We start from the raw sequence: 14,733 nt of genomic DNA, 5'->3' as shown, positions 1-14,733 counted from the left end.
CTGGCTTTGCGGTTTCGCGCAAGAGAGATCAGGGGCGGCGATGGATCGCACCGTCCTTCATCACGAAGACCACGGCCTTGGTCGCCTCTATGTCCCGGGTCGGATCGCCCGTGATGGCGACGATGTCGGCCAGATAGCCCGCCTTCAGTTGGCCCAGGTCGTTCTGGCGTCGCAGCACCCTGGCGTCGACGGCGGTCGAGGCCAGCAGGGCCTGCGCCGGGGTCATGCCGTGGCGGACCATCCAGACCAGTTCGCGGGCGTTGTCACCGTGGCGGAACACGCCCACGTCGCTGCCCATGCCGATCGTTACGCCGCTCTTCATCGCCAGCTTGAACGCCCGTTCGGCGGCCTGCATGGCGGGGGTGGGCGGGGTCTTGCCGGCGACATAGCCTGCGAAATAGGTCGAGGTGCTCTCGCTGGCTGTCAGGGTGGGGAAATAGGCCACGCCCTTCTCGGCCATCAGCTTGAAGGTGGCTTCAGAGCCGCCATAGCCGTGCTCGATAGTGTCGACGCCCGCCAGGATCGCGCGGCGCATGCCTTCGTCGCTGGAGGCATGGACCGCCACGGGACGTCCGCCAGAATGGGCGGCGTCGACCATGGCCTTGAGTTCTTCCAGGCTGAAGGTCGGCTGGGTCGAGCCGTCGGGGCCGACGCGATAGTCGGCATAGATCTTGATCCAGTCGGCGCCCGCGCCGGCCTGCTCGCGCACGGCCTTGACCGCTTCGTCGACGCCGCTGGCCTCCTGCGCGCCCTGCGGCAGGTCGGCATCGGGATTGTAGTTGCGGCGGGCTGGGCCATAAGCGCCGGTGGCGACGATGGCGCGTGTGGCGACGAACAGACGCGGCCCCGGTATCAGCTTGTCGTTGATCGCGCGCTTCAGCGAAACGTCCGAAACGCCCGCGCCCTCGGTGCCCAGTTCACGCAGGGTGGTGAAACCGGCGTCCAGCGTCGCCCTGGCCTGCACGGTGGCGCGGATGATCCGGTAGTCCGGCGCTTCCTTCAGCACCTGATCGTCCCAGGAGGTCTCGTTATAGGGATGCAGCAGCAGATGGCTGTGCAGGTCCATCAGGCCAGGGATCACGGTGGCGCCGGGCAAGTCGATTACCTCCGCGCCGGTCGCGTCGAGGCCTGCGGCGGGACCGACGGCGGCGATCCTGTTGTCCTTGATCAGGACGCCCCAACCTGCGTGTGGCGGCCCGGCGTCCTCGGCCGTCCAGACGCGGGCGGGCTTGAGCAGGATGGGCTGCGCGGCCAGGGCGAGGCGCGGCGCGAGGATCAGGACAAGGGCGGTGAGCAGGCGGCGCATGGGTGACTCGCGATGGGATGGATGAGCTAAGCCGAGATTCGCGCCAGGCCCAAACATTGACGGATGCGGGGGAGGGTCCGCCCGCACCCGTCTTAGGCTAGGGCGTCATCGGGTCTGACAACGCCAGAGGATCAGCGGACCGTCCTCATCGTCGATGCGTTCGCCAACCTGGAGAAAGCCGTTTCCCGCCAGGACCGCTTGCGAGGCCAGGTTCGTCGTCGCGGTTTCGGCGCTTAGCGCCTCCACCCGCGGATCGGCTTTGGCCCAGGCCACAACCTCGGCGATGGCGCGCGTGGCGCAGCCTCGTCCTTGCCGGCTGGGCGCGACGCCGTAGCCGATCTCGACGACCCCTCCGCAGGGCGGTTTGGTGACCGAGCATAGTCCCACCGTCTCGCCTTGCTCCACGATAAGCCAGGCGGCGGGGGAGAAGTCGGCCCCCACGCGCCGGGCTAGATCGAACAGCATGGCCAGCACTTCAGGCGGCGCGATGTCCGTATCGGCCAGTCGCAGGTCGCGCGGGGCTTTGCCCAGCAACAACCGCGCGTAGTCGTCTTCATTGGTTTCTAGGATCATGTCTGCTCTCGAATGAGAAGAAGGAGACGTCTGCGACGTCAGGTCTTCGCTTCGAGCGGTCAGTCGCCATTCACGCGCACGCGCGCCGACGCTGGCCGCTGAAGCGGTCCAAGGCGGGCGCGGTGAGCAAAGGCATTCTCCTGAATCTGGCGAGCGGCAGGTTCGCACCGACGGTCATGGCTGTAAACCGCGCGACGGATGCAAAAAAGGCCGGGGTTTCCCCCGGCCTCTCGCCCATCAGCTGCGACCAGCGTCAGATTTCCTGATTGTACTTGCCCACCCGGTCACCCAGGCGGGGCTTCACTTCCTGGCGGAACAGCGCCCGCATGTCATCCTCGGAGCTGGTGCTTTCAACAACCACCACGATCTCGGGCTTGTTGGACGAGGCGCGGACCAGAACCCACGAGCCGTCTTCCAGGTGCACGCGCACGCCATTGACAGTGATGACCTCGGTGATCTTGCGACCCAGGATCGAACCGCCGGCGGCGAACAGGTCCTGGTATTCCTTCACCACGTCATCGACGACGCCGTACTTCACCTCATCGCCGCAGTGCGGGCTCATGGTGAGGGACGTGAAGGCGACGGGCAGGGCCTTGCGCATGTCCGACAGCTTCTGGCCGGGATTGCGATCCAGCATGGCCAGGATGGCGGCGGCCGCCGTCAGGCCGCAGTCATAGCCGTAGCCCAGGTCGCCGTTCATGAAGAAGTGGCCGCTCTTCTCGAAGCCGGCCAGGGCGCCCAGCTCGGCGCTCTTGCGCTTGATATAGCTGTGGCCCGTCTTCCAGTAGACCACCTTGCAGCCGTGCTGGGCCAGGATCGGGTCGGTCGCGTAGAGGCCCGTCGACTTCACATCGACCACGAAGGTCGCGCCGGGATTCAGCGGCGCCAGGTCGCGCGCCAGCATCAGGCCGATCTTGTCGGCGAAGATCTCCTCGCCCTCGTCATCGACCACGCCGCAGCGGTCGCCGTCGCCGTCGAAGCCGAACGCCAGGTCCGCGCCATGCTCACGGACAGCCGCGGCCATGGAGTGCAGCATCTCCACGTCTTCCGGGTTCGGATTGTATTTGGGGAAGGTGTAGTCGAGCTCGGTGTCCATGCCGATGACGTCGCTGACACCCATGCGCTGCAGGGCGTCGACCGCGAAGGCCCCGGCTGTGCCGTTGCCGCAGGCGGCGATGACCTTCAGGGGGCGGGTGATCTGGGCGCGCTTGGCGACGTCGGCGATGAAGCGCTCGGCCTCGTCCTCGACGCGGATCAGCTTGCCGCCCTCACGTTCCACGAAGGCTCCGCCCAGAACGATGTCGCGCAGGCGGCCCATCTCGTCAGGACCGAAGGTGAGGGGACGCTGGGCGCCCATCTTCACGCCCGTCCAGCCGTTTTCGTTGTGGCTGGCCGTGACCATCGCCACGCAGGGGATGTCGAGATCGAACTGGGCGAAATAGGCGGTCGGCGAAAGCGCCAGGCCGATATCGTGCACTTCGCAGCCCGCCGAGATCAGGCCCAGCATCAGGGCGTTCTTGATCGAGGACGAGTAGGAGCGGAAGTCGTGGCCGACGACGATCTTCGACAGGCCCAGTTCGTGGATATAGGTGCCCAGCCCCAGGCCTAGCGCCTGAACGCCCAACAGATTGATGTCGGGCCCGAACAGCCAGCGCGCGTCGTACTCGCGAAAGCCCGTGGCCTTGACCAACGGTTCGTTCTCGTAAGCGGCTGTGTTGGGGACGAGATCCGCGCGGGGCTTTGAGAACATCTTGGCTCGCTCTGAATATTGAAAGCCTGTCTTTAGACGGCCGACGCTCATGCCGCTAGCGCCGTCGTATGACAAACAGGATGGAAATCGGAATTTTGCCTAGATCACGCCCGCCCGTAGCAAGTCGTGAACATGCAGGATGCCGACAGGGCGATCCCCCTCCACGACGAACAGCACGGTGATGCGGCGCTCGTTCATGATCTTGAGCGCTTCAGCGGCCAGGGCGTGGGGGGCGATGGTCAGGGGCGCGCGGGTCATGACCTCGTCGGCGCGATGGTCCAGCAGGCCGTCCATGTGCCGGCGAAGGTCGCCGTCGGTGATCAGGCCGATCAGCCGGCCCGCCTCGTCCAGCACGCCAACCGCGCCGAAGCGCTTTTCGCTCATCACCAGCAGGGCGTCGCGCATCGTCGTGGCGGCGGGGGTCAGCGGGAGTTCCCGCTCACCATGCATAAGGTCGCCGACAGTGCTCAGCATCGCGCCCAGCTTGCCGCCGGGGTGGAAGACGCGGAAGTCGCTGGCGGTGAAGCCCCGACGTTCCAGCAGCGCCACGGCCAGGGCGTCGCCGAGGGCGATCTGAAGGGTGGTTGAGGTGGTCGGGGCGCTGACCTCGGCGGTCGCTTCCGGTGCGTCCGGCAGCAGCAGCAGGGTGTCGGCGGCGCGGCCCAGTTGGCTATCCGCCACGGCGGTCATGGCGATCAACGGGATGGAGAAGCGCTTGGCGTAGGCCAGGGTGTCGGACAGTTCACGGCCCGCGCCCGATTTCGACAGGGCCAGGACGACGTCGTCGGGGCCGATCATACCCAGGTCGCCGTGGCTGGCCTCGGCCGGATGGACAAACATCGCCGAGGTTCCGGTCGAGGCCAGGGTCGCGGCGATCTTGCGCGCCACGTGGCCGGACTTGCCCATCCCGGTGCAGACGACCCGGCCCTTGGCGTTGAAAATCGTCTCGACAGCTTTGGTGAAGGTCTCGCCCAGATCGTCGGACAGCGTGCGCAGCGCGTCGGCTTCGCCCAGGATTACCCGTTGGCCAACGGCGATGGCGTCGAAGTCCCTCACTGGGCGTTCCCGTCGGCGGCCTTCACGGCGCGGATGGCTTCCTCGGCGCGTTTGCGGGCGCTCTCTTTCTCGCGTTCGATCTTGGCGCGCATCTCGGCGGTCTGCTGGATAGGGGTGTGGCCGAACGGAGCTGGCGAGCGGGCGCCGTAGCCCTGGGGCCAGACCATGGAGAGGGAGATCATCGCGAGGGCGATCAGCGCCATGAGAGGCAGGAAGAAGCGGTCAGACATGCACGTGCGTATAGCATGTGTCGCGCGGACGGGGAGGGGGCGCTTGACGTCGGGCCCGGGTGGGCATAGCCCGCCGGTGACATTCTCAAGGAGGCTCGATGCCCGTCCTCGTTCTGCTTCGCCATGGCCAAAGCCAATGGAATCTCGAGAACCGCTTCACCGGCTGGGTGGACGTTGACCTGACCGCCGAGGGCGAAGCCCAGGCGCGAAAGGGCGGCGAACTGATCAAGGCCGCGGGCATCGACATCGACGAGGCTTTCACCTCGGTCCAGACCCGCGCCATCCGCACCTGCAATCTGGCGCTGGACGCCGCCCGGCAGAGCTTCGTGCCGGTGACCAAGGACTGGCGCCTGAATGAGCGCCACTACGGCGGGCTGACGGGGCTGAACAAGGCCGAGACCGCCGCCAAGCACGGCGAGGAACAGGTTACGATCTGGCGCCGCTCCTATGACATCCCCCCTCCGGAACTCGCGCCTGGCGGTGAGTACGACTTCAGCAAGGACCGCCGCTACGCCGGCAAGGACCTGCCGAGCACGGAAAGCCTGGCCACCACCCTGGTCCGCGTTCTGCCCTACTGGGAGTCGGATATCGCGCCGAAGCTGGCCGCCGGCGAGACCATCCTGGTCGCCGCCCACGGCAATTCGCTGCGGGCCATCGTCAAGCACCTGTTCAAGGTTCCGGACTCGGACATCGTCCATGTCGAGATCCCGACAGGCAATCCGCTGGTGATCGATCTGGACGCGGCGCTCAGGCCTGTAGCTGTCCGCTACCTGGACGAGAGCCGCGCGGAAAAGCTGCCGCCGATCGCCTGATTTTCAGGGAAGCGCTTGGAAACTCAGCGTTAATGCGCCGGGGGGCATGGTCGGGGTCAATCCATTCTGGGATAGATCGCAAGCATCATGACCGCCCCGGTGGCGTCAGGCCACGAGTACCGGCGCCTGACGCAATATGACGTGGACGTTATCTGCGCCAAGCATGACCGCCTGTGGGCGGCCCGGCTTGGCGGCGCACGCGCGGTCTTCGCCTTCTGCGACCTGTCCGGTCTGTCCGTAACCGAGCGCAACCTCTGCGACGCGGATTTCACCGGCGCCTTGCTGGTGGGCTGCGACATGCGCAAGGCCAAGCTCGATAACGCCAACATGTACGGCGCCGACATGCAGGGCGCCGACCTGACCGACGCGTCGATGCGCCGGGCGGACCTGCGCGGCTCCAGCCTGCGCGGCGCCAATCTGACCGGCGCGGACTTGTTCGAGGCCGACCTGCGCGAAGGCTCGATCGCCGCGGCCGACCGCAAGGAAGGCTACAAGATCATCGAGCCCGTGCAGCGCGAGGCCTATGCGACCGGCGCCGTGCTGGCGGGCGCGAACCTGGAGCGTTCGCGCCTGTCGGGCATCGTGGCGACCAAGGCTGACTTCAGCGACGCGATCCTGAAAGACGCCAAGCTCGTCCGGGCCAATCTGAAACAGGCCAATTTTAATGGCGCCAATCTGGCGGGGGCCGATCTGTCGGGCGCCAATCTGGCCGGCGCGGACCTGCGCAACACCGTGCTTGTGGGCGCCAAGACCCAGTCGTGGAATGTCAACGACACCAACATGGAGGGAGCCCTGACCGACAAGCCGTCGGGCACGAGCATCTCCGACATGCCCTACGAGCAGATGATCGCCGACCACGCTCGCTGGTGCGAGACCGGCGGCGCCGAAGGCAAGCCGTCGTCCTTCGACAAGGCGGACCTCCGCAACCTGAAATCTGTCCGCGGCTTCAACCTGACGGCTCTGTCGGCCAAGGGCGCGGTGTTCTACGGCCTCGACATGGAGGGCGTGCAGATGCAGGGCGCCCAGCTGGAGGGCGCGGACCTCAGGGCCTGCAACCTGCGCCATGCCGACCTTCGCGGGGCCCGCCTGAAGGGCGCGAAGCTGTCGGGATCTGATCTGCGTGACGCGCAGTTGGGACCTTTGTTGATCGGACGTGATCGACTGCTGCCGTCGGACCTGACCGGCGTGCTGCTGACAAACGCCGATCTGGCGCGCGCCGATCTCAGGCAGGCCTGCCTCAGCGGCGCGGACCTGTCGCGCGCCAATTTCACCAACGCGCTGCTCAAGGATGTCGACATCACCGGCTCCATCCGCTTGGGGGCGAGGGGGCTCGACGACGTCATCTAGAAGGCCGCGACAATTTGGCGCGGTTCTTAACGGTTCGCTCGTCGATCGCCGTTATTGTGGCCGGCTTCAAGCGCTTTGACTTTCGGGGGAGATAGCAGGGCATGACCGCCGCGCTGAGCATGGCTGGCAGACGACGCCTGAGCCAGGCCGAGCTCGACATGATCGTGACCGCCCACGAGAAATTCGTGGCTGGCAAGCAGGGGGGGAAACGCGCCGCCCTGAAGTTCACGAACCTGTCCGGTCTGGATCTTTCTTTCCGCAATCTGGCCGACGCCGATTTCTCGGGCTCCGTCCTCGACGGCTGTCGCCTGGTCCGCACCAAGCTGGAGCGCGCCAACCTCTTTGGTTGCGACCTGCGCAAGGCGGACCTTCGACAGGCGGTGTTGATCCGGGCCGATTTGCGCGGCGCATGCCTGCGCGGCGCAAATCTGGCCCAGGCTGACCTCACCCAAGCCGACTTCCGCGAAGGGCAGATCGCCGTTCCGCACCCCCGCAAGGGTCTCGACACCCTGCGCCATGAAACGCGCACCGGCGAGGTCGACGAGGTCAACTTCTCGGGCGCCACCCTGGACGGCTCGCAGTTCGAGGGCGTTTCGGCCTTCAAGGCCGATTTCAGCGACTGTTCGCTGCGCGGCGCCAAGCTGTCCGGCGCCAACCTGAAGGAAGCCAACCTGTCTGGCGCGATCCTTGACGGGGCTGACATCAAGGGCGCCAATCTCGAGGGCGCCAACCTGCAGGGCTCGGTCATGGCCGGGGTCGACACGTCGACGGCCCGCACCTCCGGCGCCAGCATGACCGGCGCCCTGGTCACGGTGACGCCCCAGGCCCAGGCCAAGGCGCAGGAGCTTTATCAACGGGCCATGGCCAACCAGCGCTGGTGCCAGACCGGCGGCAAGGAAGGCGAGTGCGCGCGGCTGGACGGCGAGGATTTGCGCCCATTGGGTGACAAGCTGAAAGGCCTGCGTCTGACCGCCATGAGCGCCAAGGGCGCCTGCATGGTGGGGCTGGACCTGTCCGGAGCCCAACTGCAGGGCGCCAATCTTCAGAACGCGGATCTGCGCGCGGCCGATCTGCGCGGCGCTGACCTGCGCGGCGCCAAGCTGACCGGCGCCAATCTCACAAAGGCGGATCTCCGCCAGGCCTTCCTGAGCCCGCTGCCCCTGGGGCCGGATCGCCGGACCGTGACGAGCCTGGCCTCGGCGCGCCTGCGCTATGTGATGTTCCAGACGGCCGATCTCAGCGAGGCGGTGTTCGACGGCGCTGACCTGCGCGGCGCGGACTTCACGGGCGCGAGAGCCCATCGCGCCAGCTTCCGCGACTGCGACCTCAACCAGGCCCAGGGCCTGGACCTCTCCGCGCCGGCCTGATCCCGCCCACGAAAAAGGCGGCGCATCGCTGCGCCGCCAGAAGTCGGGGGGGATTGGGAAGACAGTACCGAAGGCCGTCGCTTAGGCGGCCTTTTCACCTTCGATCAGCGGCGCGGGGGTCGTCTTGATCTCGATGGTGCGGGTCTTCAGCGCTTCGGGCAGTTCGCGCTTCAGGGCGATCGAAAGCAGACCGTCGGCCAGCGCCGCATCCGTGACGATCACATAGTCGGCCAGCTGGAACTTCCGCTCGAAATTACGCTCGGCCAGGCCGCGATGCAGGTAGCGCTTGGCTTCGTCATTGGCCGTCTTGCGGCCGGTGACGGTGAGAAGGTTCTCCTTCACCTCGATCGCCAGCTCTTCCGGCTTGAAGCCGGCGACGGCGATTTCGATGCGGTAAGCGTTCTCGTCGGTGCGCTCGATGTTGTAGGGGGGATAGCCCGAGGCGGCTTCGTTGTTGGCGGCGGCGTCGAGCTGCGCGGCCAGACGGTCAAAGCCGACGAGCGAGCGGTAAAGGGGGGAAAGGTCGATCGTACGCATGGTCACATCCTTCTCTTCAAGCAAGGTCGTGTTTGATGTTCGTACCTGTGGCGACCCGAAATCGGCATCGCCCGCAGTCCGGAAGGCCCGGGTTTCCAGCGCCTTCGTTTAGACAGGTGGGATCCCCGATTTGGACTTCAAGGGCTGATTTCCAACATCGCGGGTGAAAAGCTTGATCGCCTGCTGGCCCCCGCTAAGGTCGCCGCACCTGACGCGGAAGAGACCAAGAAGATGCCCCACCGTCGCCAAGTCCTGTTCCTGGCCGCTGCGCTCTGCCTGGCCGCGCCGTCCGCCTTCGCCGCCGATACAGCGCTCAAAGCCGCTGTCGCTTCGTCCGCCCGTCCCGCTGAGGATGTGGCCCGCGACGGCGCTCGTCATCCCTATGACAGCCTGGTGTTCTGGGGGCTGAAGCCCGGGCAGGCCGTGATCGAGGTCTCGCCAGGCAACGGCTACTGGACCGAGATTCTCGCCCCCTACGCCAAGGCCACCGGCGGGACCTACATCGCCGGCGTCGCCGACTTGGCCAATCCAAAGCTGTCGGAGGGCGCCCGAAAGGGTCGCGCCGCCTTCGAGGCGCGCTTCGCCGACGAAGCGCGCTACGGCAAGGTCGGCTATGCCAATTTTGGCGCGGTCTCGGCCCCGTTGGGCGCGCCGGGGTCGGCCGATCTCGTTCTCACCGCTCGCAACGTCCATAACTGGACGGTTCAACCCGGCGTCGCCGACAAGGTGTTCGCCGACTTCTTCGCGGTGCTGAAGCCGGGCGGCGTTCTGGCGGTCGAGGACCATCGCGCCGACCCCAAGCCCGAAAACAGCGCCGGCGCCGATGGTTATCTCGCCACCGCGACCGTGATCGCGCTGGCGGAGAAGGCGGGCTTCAAGCTGGACGCCAAGTCCGAAATCAACGCCAATCCCAAGGATACCAAGGATCATCCCTTCGGCGTGTGGACCCTGCCTCCGGTCAAGCGCACCGCGCCCGCCGGTCAGCCGGCCGATCCCAGTTTCGACCGAACCAAGTACGACGCGATCGGCGAGAGCGACCGGATGACCCTGCGATTCCGCAAACCATCCTGATCCGGCGCCTTTTGGCCAAGGTCGCCACCTAGCCTGGCGGCAGAGGAAACGGGGGAACGATGCGTCCAGAGCTTTCATGGTCCCGGCGCGGTCTGATCGTCGGCGGGGCGGCGACCGGGCTTGTCGGCTGTGGCCGCAAGAAGACCGCCTCGGAGACCCCCAAGGCGCCCGTGAAGGGCGGCGCGGACACGATCGAGGCCTCCGTCGCCGGGACCTGGAGATCTCCCGCCGACCGGGCGCGTGACATCTGGCGCCATCCCGTCGAGACCCTCGGATTCTGGGAGCTGAAACCCGGTCAGACGGTCGTCGAATTCTGGCCCGGCGCGGGCTGGTACACTGAAATCCTGGCGCCGTTCCTGGCGTCGACGAAGGGCAAGCTCTACGCCGCGACCCTGCAGGCCGACCCCAGCGATCCGGCCGCCGCCGAGATCGTCGAGGCCTATCGACGCAAGCTGAACGAAAAGCCCAGGCTCTACGGCAAGGTCGAGATCACCAGCTTTGGCCCCACAACGGGCCCCGTCGCGCCCGCGGGCTCCGCCGACCTCGTGCTGTTCCTGCGCAACGTGCACAACTGGATGGCTGGCGGCATCGCCGAAAAAGCCTTCAAGGACGCCCTGGTGGCCCTCAAGCCTGGCGGGATCCTAGGCGTGGAGGAGCATCGCGGTGAGCCGGGGCGGGTCCAGGACGTCCTAGCCGCCGACGGCTATGTGCAGGAAGCCTATGTGATCCAGATGGCCAAGGAGGCCGGCTTCATCATGGCCGGCTCCAGCGAGATCAACGCCAATCCAAAGGACACCAAGGACCATCCCTTCGGGGTCTGGACCCTGCCGCCCACCCGCCTGTCCGCCCCGCGCGGCGAGCCGGCCGAACCCGGTTTCGATCACGCCAGGTATGACGCTATCGGAGAGAGCGACCGCATGACCCTCAAGTTCGTGAAGCCCAAATGAGTCTGACGATGACCCATCGCGCGGGTCTGGCCCTGGCCTTGGTCGTGGCGGCGTGCGCTGTCTCGCCCGCCAGCGCGGACGAGCTGGCCATCCCGACAGGCAAGGCGTTTCCCTTTCTGGAAAAGTTTCTCAAGTTGCCGCCCAGCGACAAGACCCGCTTTCGTCTGATCTATTCGCCCCGGTTCGACGGCAAGGCCATCTCTGGCCAGAAGGCGACCCTGATCGAGGCCAACGGCGCAAGGACTGTCATCCCGATCGGCGTGGACGGCTTTTTCGAGCGAACGCCGAGCCTGGCTCAGCTTTCAGACGCCAAGGTGGTGTTCGATGCGCCGGCCGGGGCCAAGTTCGGATCGATGATGAGCTTTGTCACGACGCTGAAGCCTGACACCGAGTACGAGGTCAGGGAACTGGTGGCCACGGTCGAAGAGACCAACAGCGTTATCCGTCGTCAGGCGGGACCTGCGGCCATGCTCGCCCCCAAGATGGGCGGCGTGGCCTTTGTGAAGGCGATAAGCGGCGTCGCGGTCTTCGCCGATGGGCGCACCCAGCCCCTGCCTCAGGTCAAGGAAACCCCATATTTCCGTCCCGAGGATTTCCAGGGCGCCGTAAGGGTAAAGTTGACAAAATCGCCAACTAAGGTCGGGTTCTATCCGAAGAAGAAATAGGCCGGCCCGGGTCTGAACGGTGTTTACTTGTCGTCCCTGCCCGGTCTAGCTATCGCCAATCACCACGCGAAACACACAGGGAGATCGCGCTCATGGCCACGCTGCAGGAAATCACCGACCGTATCAAAGGCGCCGTGGGCGACGACAGCGGGCTGGGCAAGAGCCTGAAGTTCGACCTCAAGGACGCCGGCGTTGTCCACATCGATGGCGGCTCGGTCACCAACGAAGACAAGCCCGCCGACCTGACCATGACCCTGGCCATGGACGATCTGCTGGCCATCGGCGCCGGCACGCTGGACCCCACCATGGCGGTGATGACCGGCAAGCTGAAGCTGTCGGACATGGGCGCCGCCATGGCGCTGCAGTCCAAGATGGCGACGCTGTTCGCAAAGATGCGCTGATCCATGCCGGAGCGCGCGCCTCTGGTTTCCATTCCCGAGGCGCCTGTTCCAGACCATGGCACGGCTGAATGGTTTGTCGGCGCGGATGGGGCGACCCTCCGCGCCGCTTCCTTTTTCCCGGCGGGCAAGCCCCGTGGCTCGGTGATTGTCAGTCCGGGCCGAAGCGAACCGATCGAGAAATATTACGAGGTCGTCGAGGACCTGCTGAACCGTGGCTTCGCGGTCCTGGTCCACGACTGGAGAGGGCAGGGGCTGTCGGCCCGCGCCCTGCCGGATCGACTCAAGGGTCATGCCCAGGGGTTCAAGCCCTTCCTGGCTGACTACACGGCCCTCCTGAACACCTTCGAAGACCGCCTGCCCAAACCCTGGATCGCCCTGGGGCATTCGATGGGCGGCTGTCTGACGACCCTGGCCCTGGCCCACGGCGAGAATAGGTTTTCCGCCTGCGTGCTCTCCGCTCCGATGCTAGGCCTGAACACCGGCGGCCGTCCCACCCGAGCGGCGCGCGCTCTGGCCTGGATCATGGCCCGCGCCGGGTTCGCCGGCGACTACACCTTGGGCGACAGGGGGGATCCCTTCGCCGATAGCTTCGCCACCGACGCCCTGACCCACGATCGGGCCCGCTATGAGCGCTACAGGGCGCAACTGCTGTCCAATCGCGACATCGCCCTGGGCGGCGCGACCTGGGGCTGGGTCGACTTCGCCTTTTCAGCCTGCGCCTGGCTGCGCCGCGCTTCGGGCGTGGAGGCCATATCGATCCCGGTGACCATCGTCGGGGCGGCGGAGGACACCCGCGTGCTGAACGCCGACCTCAGGGCGATCGCCAGTCGGATCCCCAAGGGGCGCTACCTGGAGGTGGCGGGCGCGTTCCACGAAATCCTGATCGAGATCGACGACCATCGGGCGCGGTTCTGGAAGGCGTTCGACGAGACGGTCGACGCGGTCGCGCCCAGGGCCTGACAGCCTGCTTCACATTCCCGAGCCGAATACTCCCAGGGTCAGGAAGGTCCAGGTGCTCAGCATCAGGAAGGGGCCGACCGACACCGCCGTCGCCAGCCGCTGCCGCCTGTTGAAAATGCCCCAGATGATCGCTGTCAGAACGGTTGTCGCTAGCAGCCCCAGAGGCGCGACGAAGAAGTAGCGCCAGGACAGCAGGGCCAGGGCCAGGAACGGTGTCGCCGCGACAATTGTCGGCAAACCGGCGGCGATCAGCAGGTTACGCGTCGAGGCCGTGCGTCTGGCGACACACCAGTAGGGAAGGGTCGCGAACAGCAGCAGTAGGCCTTGCGCGATAACGAGACCCCGCAAGCTCTGCCATAGATGGGAGTCCATGATGGTTCCAAACCCGTGCGAGAGAGATCAAAGCACGGGCTGCAGAAAAATCAATCTAGACGTGTTTCGACTATTTCGCTGAACGCCTGAGGGAAACCAGCGCTTCATCCAGCGGTCTGCGGTCGCCCGAGATCACCATCTGGCCGCCGTTCTTGCCGATCGGCTCGCCGCGCCAGTCGGTGACGATGCCGCCGGCGCCTTCGACGACGGGGATGGCCGCCTCGATGTCCCACGACTTCAGGCCGGCTTCGATGACCATGTCCATCTTGCCCATGGCGACCATGGCGTAGGCATAGGCGTCGCAGCCCAGGCGGGCCAGCTTGGCGGCGGCGCGAACCTGCAGCCAGGCGCCGCGCTCAGCCCCATCGAAACAGGCGTCGGCGTCCGTGGTGGCGATGACGGCGTCGGTCAGGTTCGCGCACTCGCGGACCTGCAGGGGCGTGGTCTGGCCGCGTGCGAGCAGGCGCGAGCCACCCGCGTGGCCGATAAAGATCTCGCCGACATAGGGCTGGCCGATCGAGCCGAGCACGGGGCGGCCCTGATGGCGCAGGCCGATCAGGGTTGTCCAGAGAGGCAGTCCCGAAATGAAGGCGCGGGTGCCGTCGATGGGATCGAGCACCCAGACGAACTCGGCGTCAGGTCGATCCTCGCCATATTCCTCGCCGATCACGCCGTGCTCGGGATAGTGCTCCGCGATCAGCTTGCGGATAACCGCTTCCGCGCCGCGATCGGCTTCCGTCACCGGATCGAAGGCGCCATGGGAATCACGCGGCAGGTTTTTGCCGGCGCCCTTGTCTTCAAGCCCGTGATCAGCCCGGAACAGCGGGAGGATCACCTCGGCCGAAGCTCGGTTGAGATCGATGATGAAGGCGTCAAGCGCCACGAGCCGGTCAGCGGAAAGCGTCATGGGCGGGGTTTAACGCCCCCGCCGCACGTACGCTACCGGAGACTACGCGTCGGCGTGTTCGCCGCCGTTCAGAGACTTGGCCAGATCCAGTAGACGACGACGCGGACGTTCACCGAGCAGGTAGTAGGCGCGGATCAGATCCAGCGTTTCCTTGCGGGCGAACATCTCACCGCCTTCGGCCTCGCTAGCGGTCTCGCGCCGGGCCTGATCCGAAAGGCCGTCGTAGAAATAGCCCACCGGCACCTCCAGCGCCTCGGACAACTGCCAGAGGCGAGCGGCCGAGATGCGGTTGGCTCCGCATTCATATTTCTGGATCTGCTGGAATCGCACCCCCACCGTGCCGGCCAGTTGCTGCTGGGTCAGACCCAGCAGGCGGCGGCGGCGGCGCAGTCGCTTGCCCAGATGCACGTCGATGTCGTTACCCATGGAAAG

17 protein-coding genes are annotated in these 14,733 nt (G+C 66.2%); 8 read left to right on the top strand and 9 right to left on the bottom strand.

The features are described from left to right. Positions 1-28 precede the first annotated feature (28 nt). From ACQY9P_RS20965 to ACQY9P_RS20945, 5 genes are all read right to left on the bottom strand, one after another. Positions 29-1,306 carry an amidohydrolase family protein gene (locus ACQY9P_RS20965; protein ID WP_421737325.1) on the bottom strand — a complete coding sequence of 426 codons (1,278 nt, stop codon included), beginning with the start codon at positions 1,304-1,306 and terminating at the stop codon, positions 29-31. Between the two features lie 105 nt (positions 1,307-1,411). Beyond that, entirely contained in the window at positions 1,412-1,879 is a 468-nt protein-coding gene (locus ACQY9P_RS20960) for a GNAT family N-acetyltransferase (protein WP_421737326.1), read from the bottom strand. A gap of 253 nt (positions 1,880-2,132) precedes the next feature. Next, a complete protein-coding gene (locus ACQY9P_RS20955; protein WP_421737327.1) occupies positions 2,133-3,629 on the bottom strand; it encodes a phosphomannomutase/phosphoglucomutase in 1,497 nt (498 codons plus the stop codon). Positions 3,630-3,728: 99 nt separating this feature from the next. Beyond that, complete coding sequence (locus tag ACQY9P_RS20950; protein ID WP_421737328.1) at positions 3,729-4,685, bottom strand: KpsF/GutQ family sugar-phosphate isomerase; 957 nt, start codon at positions 4,683-4,685, stop codon at positions 3,729-3,731. After that, a complete protein-coding gene (locus tag ACQY9P_RS20945) occupies positions 4,682-4,915 on the bottom strand; it encodes a hypothetical protein (RefSeq protein WP_421737329.1) in 234 nt (77 codons plus the stop codon). Before ACQY9P_RS20945 ends, ACQY9P_RS20950 begins: the two co-directional genes overlap by 4 nt. A gap of 98 nt (positions 4,916-5,013) precedes the next feature. Between ACQY9P_RS20945 and gpmA the strand changes: the two genes are divergently transcribed. The 3 genes from gpmA to ACQY9P_RS20930 all read left to right on the top strand — a co-directional run bounded on the left by gpmA (position 5,014) and on the right by ACQY9P_RS20930 (position 8,441). Then, positions 5,014-5,727, top strand: a complete 714-nt coding sequence (gpmA, locus tag ACQY9P_RS20940) for a 2,3-diphosphoglycerate-dependent phosphoglycerate mutase (protein ID WP_421737330.1) — start codon at positions 5,014-5,016, stop codon at positions 5,725-5,727. 87 nt (positions 5,728-5,814) lie between these two features. Beyond that, the gene (locus ACQY9P_RS20935) at positions 5,815-7,074 is read left to right on the top strand and encodes a pentapeptide repeat-containing protein (protein WP_421737331.1); all 1,260 of its coding nucleotides are present in this window, start codon (positions 5,815-5,817) and stop codon (positions 7,072-7,074) included. A gap of 101 nt (positions 7,075-7,175) precedes the next feature. Next, positions 7,176-8,441, top strand: coding sequence for a pentapeptide repeat-containing protein (locus ACQY9P_RS20930; RefSeq protein ID WP_421737332.1), 1,266 nt, complete (start codon positions 7,176-7,178; stop codon positions 8,439-8,441). 81 nt (positions 8,442-8,522) lie between these two features. Here ACQY9P_RS20930 and ACQY9P_RS20925 read toward each other — a convergent pair whose 3' ends face one another. Next, positions 8,523-8,978, bottom strand: coding sequence for an Hsp20 family protein (locus ACQY9P_RS20925; RefSeq protein WP_421737333.1), 456 nt, complete (start codon positions 8,976-8,978; stop codon positions 8,523-8,525). 231 nt (positions 8,979-9,209) lie between these two features. Between ACQY9P_RS20925 and ACQY9P_RS20920 the strand changes: the two genes are divergently transcribed. From ACQY9P_RS20920 to ACQY9P_RS20900, 5 genes are all read left to right on the top strand, one after another. Further along, positions 9,210-10,049 (top strand): class I SAM-dependent methyltransferase, encoded by an 840-nt coding sequence (locus ACQY9P_RS20920; protein WP_421737334.1) that lies wholly within the window; start codon positions 9,210-9,212, stop codon positions 10,047-10,049. A 59-nt stretch (positions 10,050-10,108) separates the two neighbouring features. Further along, a complete protein-coding gene (locus ACQY9P_RS20915) occupies positions 10,109-10,996 on the top strand; it encodes a class I SAM-dependent methyltransferase (RefSeq protein WP_421737335.1) in 888 nt (295 codons plus the stop codon). Then, a complete protein-coding gene (locus ACQY9P_RS20910; protein ID WP_421737336.1) occupies positions 10,993-11,661 on the top strand; it encodes a hypothetical protein in 669 nt (222 codons plus the stop codon). The genes ACQY9P_RS20915 and ACQY9P_RS20910 overlap by 4 nt, the downstream gene beginning before the upstream one ends. 92 nt (positions 11,662-11,753) lie before the next feature. After that, positions 11,754-12,062 (top strand): SCP2 sterol-binding domain-containing protein, encoded by a 309-nt coding sequence (locus tag ACQY9P_RS20905; RefSeq protein WP_421737337.1) that lies wholly within the window; start codon positions 11,754-11,756, stop codon positions 12,060-12,062. A gap of 3 nt (positions 12,063-12,065) precedes the next feature. After that, positions 12,066-13,022, top strand: coding sequence for an alpha/beta fold hydrolase (locus ACQY9P_RS20900; protein WP_421737338.1), 957 nt, complete (start codon positions 12,066-12,068; stop codon positions 13,020-13,022). A 9-nt stretch (positions 13,023-13,031) separates the two neighbouring features. Here ACQY9P_RS20900 and ACQY9P_RS20895 read toward each other — a convergent pair whose 3' ends face one another. From ACQY9P_RS20895 to ACQY9P_RS20885, 3 genes are all read right to left on the bottom strand, one after another. Then, positions 13,032-13,394, bottom strand: coding sequence for a hypothetical protein (locus tag ACQY9P_RS20895; RefSeq protein ID WP_421737339.1), 363 nt, complete (start codon positions 13,392-13,394; stop codon positions 13,032-13,034). A 70-nt stretch (positions 13,395-13,464) separates the two neighbouring features. After that, the gene (hisN, locus tag ACQY9P_RS20890; RefSeq protein WP_421737340.1) at positions 13,465-14,301 is read right to left on the bottom strand and encodes a histidinol-phosphatase; all 837 of its coding nucleotides are present in this window, start codon (positions 14,299-14,301) and stop codon (positions 13,465-13,467) included. 42 nt (positions 14,302-14,343) lie between these two features. Then, on the bottom strand, positions 14,344-14,727 hold the full coding sequence (locus ACQY9P_RS20885) for a helix-turn-helix transcriptional regulator (protein ID WP_035044176.1): 384 nt from the start codon (positions 14,725-14,727) through the stop codon (positions 14,344-14,346). Positions 14,728-14,733: the final 6 nt, after the last annotated feature.

Origin of the sequence: Caulobacter sp. (assembly GCF_965279145.1) — a bacterium.
Lineage (GTDB): Bacteria > Pseudomonadota > Alphaproteobacteria > Caulobacterales > Caulobacteraceae > Caulobacter.
Note: the sequence above shows the minus strand (reverse complement) of the source record. Positions and strands in the feature narration are given on the sequence as shown.

What these genes read in the sequence shown, in the direction of transcription:
- ACQY9P_RS20965 (WP_421737325.1), bottom strand. Translation starts at nt 1,306, where the DNA reads ATGCGCCGCCTGCTCACCGCCCTTGTCCTGATCCTCGCGCCGCGCCTC.
- ACQY9P_RS20960 (WP_421737326.1), bottom strand. Translation starts at nt 1,879, where the DNA reads ATGATCCTAGAAACCAATGAAGACGACTACGCGCGGTTGTTGCTGGGC.
- ACQY9P_RS20955 (WP_421737327.1), bottom strand. Translation starts at nt 3,629, where the DNA reads ATGTTCTCAAAGCCCCGCGCGGATCTCGTCCCCAACACAGCCGCTTAC.
- ACQY9P_RS20945 (WP_421737329.1), bottom strand. Translation starts at nt 4,915, where the DNA reads ATGTCTGACCGCTTCTTCCTGCCTCTCATGGCGCTGATCGCCCTCGCG.
- gpmA (WP_421737330.1), top strand. Translation starts at nt 5,014, where the DNA reads ATGCCCGTCCTCGTTCTGCTTCGCCATGGCCAAAGCCAATGGAATCTC.
- ACQY9P_RS20935 (WP_421737331.1), top strand. Translation starts at nt 5,815, where the DNA reads ATGACCGCCCCGGTGGCGTCAGGCCACGAGTACCGGCGCCTGACGCAA.
- ACQY9P_RS20930 (WP_421737332.1), top strand. Translation starts at nt 7,176, where the DNA reads ATGACCGCCGCGCTGAGCATGGCTGGCAGACGACGCCTGAGCCAGGCC.
- ACQY9P_RS20925 (WP_421737333.1), bottom strand. Translation starts at nt 8,978, where the DNA reads ATGCGTACGATCGACCTTTCCCCCCTTTACCGCTCGCTCGTCGGCTTT.
- ACQY9P_RS20920 (WP_421737334.1), top strand. Translation starts at nt 9,210, where the DNA reads ATGCCCCACCGTCGCCAAGTCCTGTTCCTGGCCGCTGCGCTCTGCCTG.
- ACQY9P_RS20915 (WP_421737335.1), top strand. Translation starts at nt 10,109, where the DNA reads ATGCGTCCAGAGCTTTCATGGTCCCGGCGCGGTCTGATCGTCGGCGGG.
- ACQY9P_RS20910 (WP_421737336.1), top strand. Translation starts at nt 10,993, where the DNA reads ATGAGTCTGACGATGACCCATCGCGCGGGTCTGGCCCTGGCCTTGGTC.
- ACQY9P_RS20905 (WP_421737337.1), top strand. Translation starts at nt 11,754, where the DNA reads ATGGCCACGCTGCAGGAAATCACCGACCGTATCAAAGGCGCCGTGGGC.
- ACQY9P_RS20900 (WP_421737338.1), top strand. Translation starts at nt 12,066, where the DNA reads ATGCCGGAGCGCGCGCCTCTGGTTTCCATTCCCGAGGCGCCTGTTCCA.
- ACQY9P_RS20895 (WP_421737339.1), bottom strand. Translation starts at nt 13,394, where the DNA reads ATGGACTCCCATCTATGGCAGAGCTTGCGGGGTCTCGTTATCGCGCAA.
- hisN (WP_421737340.1), bottom strand. Translation starts at nt 14,301, where the DNA reads ATGACGCTTTCCGCTGACCGGCTCGTGGCGCTTGACGCCTTCATCATC.
- ACQY9P_RS20885 (WP_035044176.1), bottom strand. Translation starts at nt 14,727, where the DNA reads ATGGGTAACGACATCGACGTGCATCTGGGCAAGCGACTGCGCCGCCGC.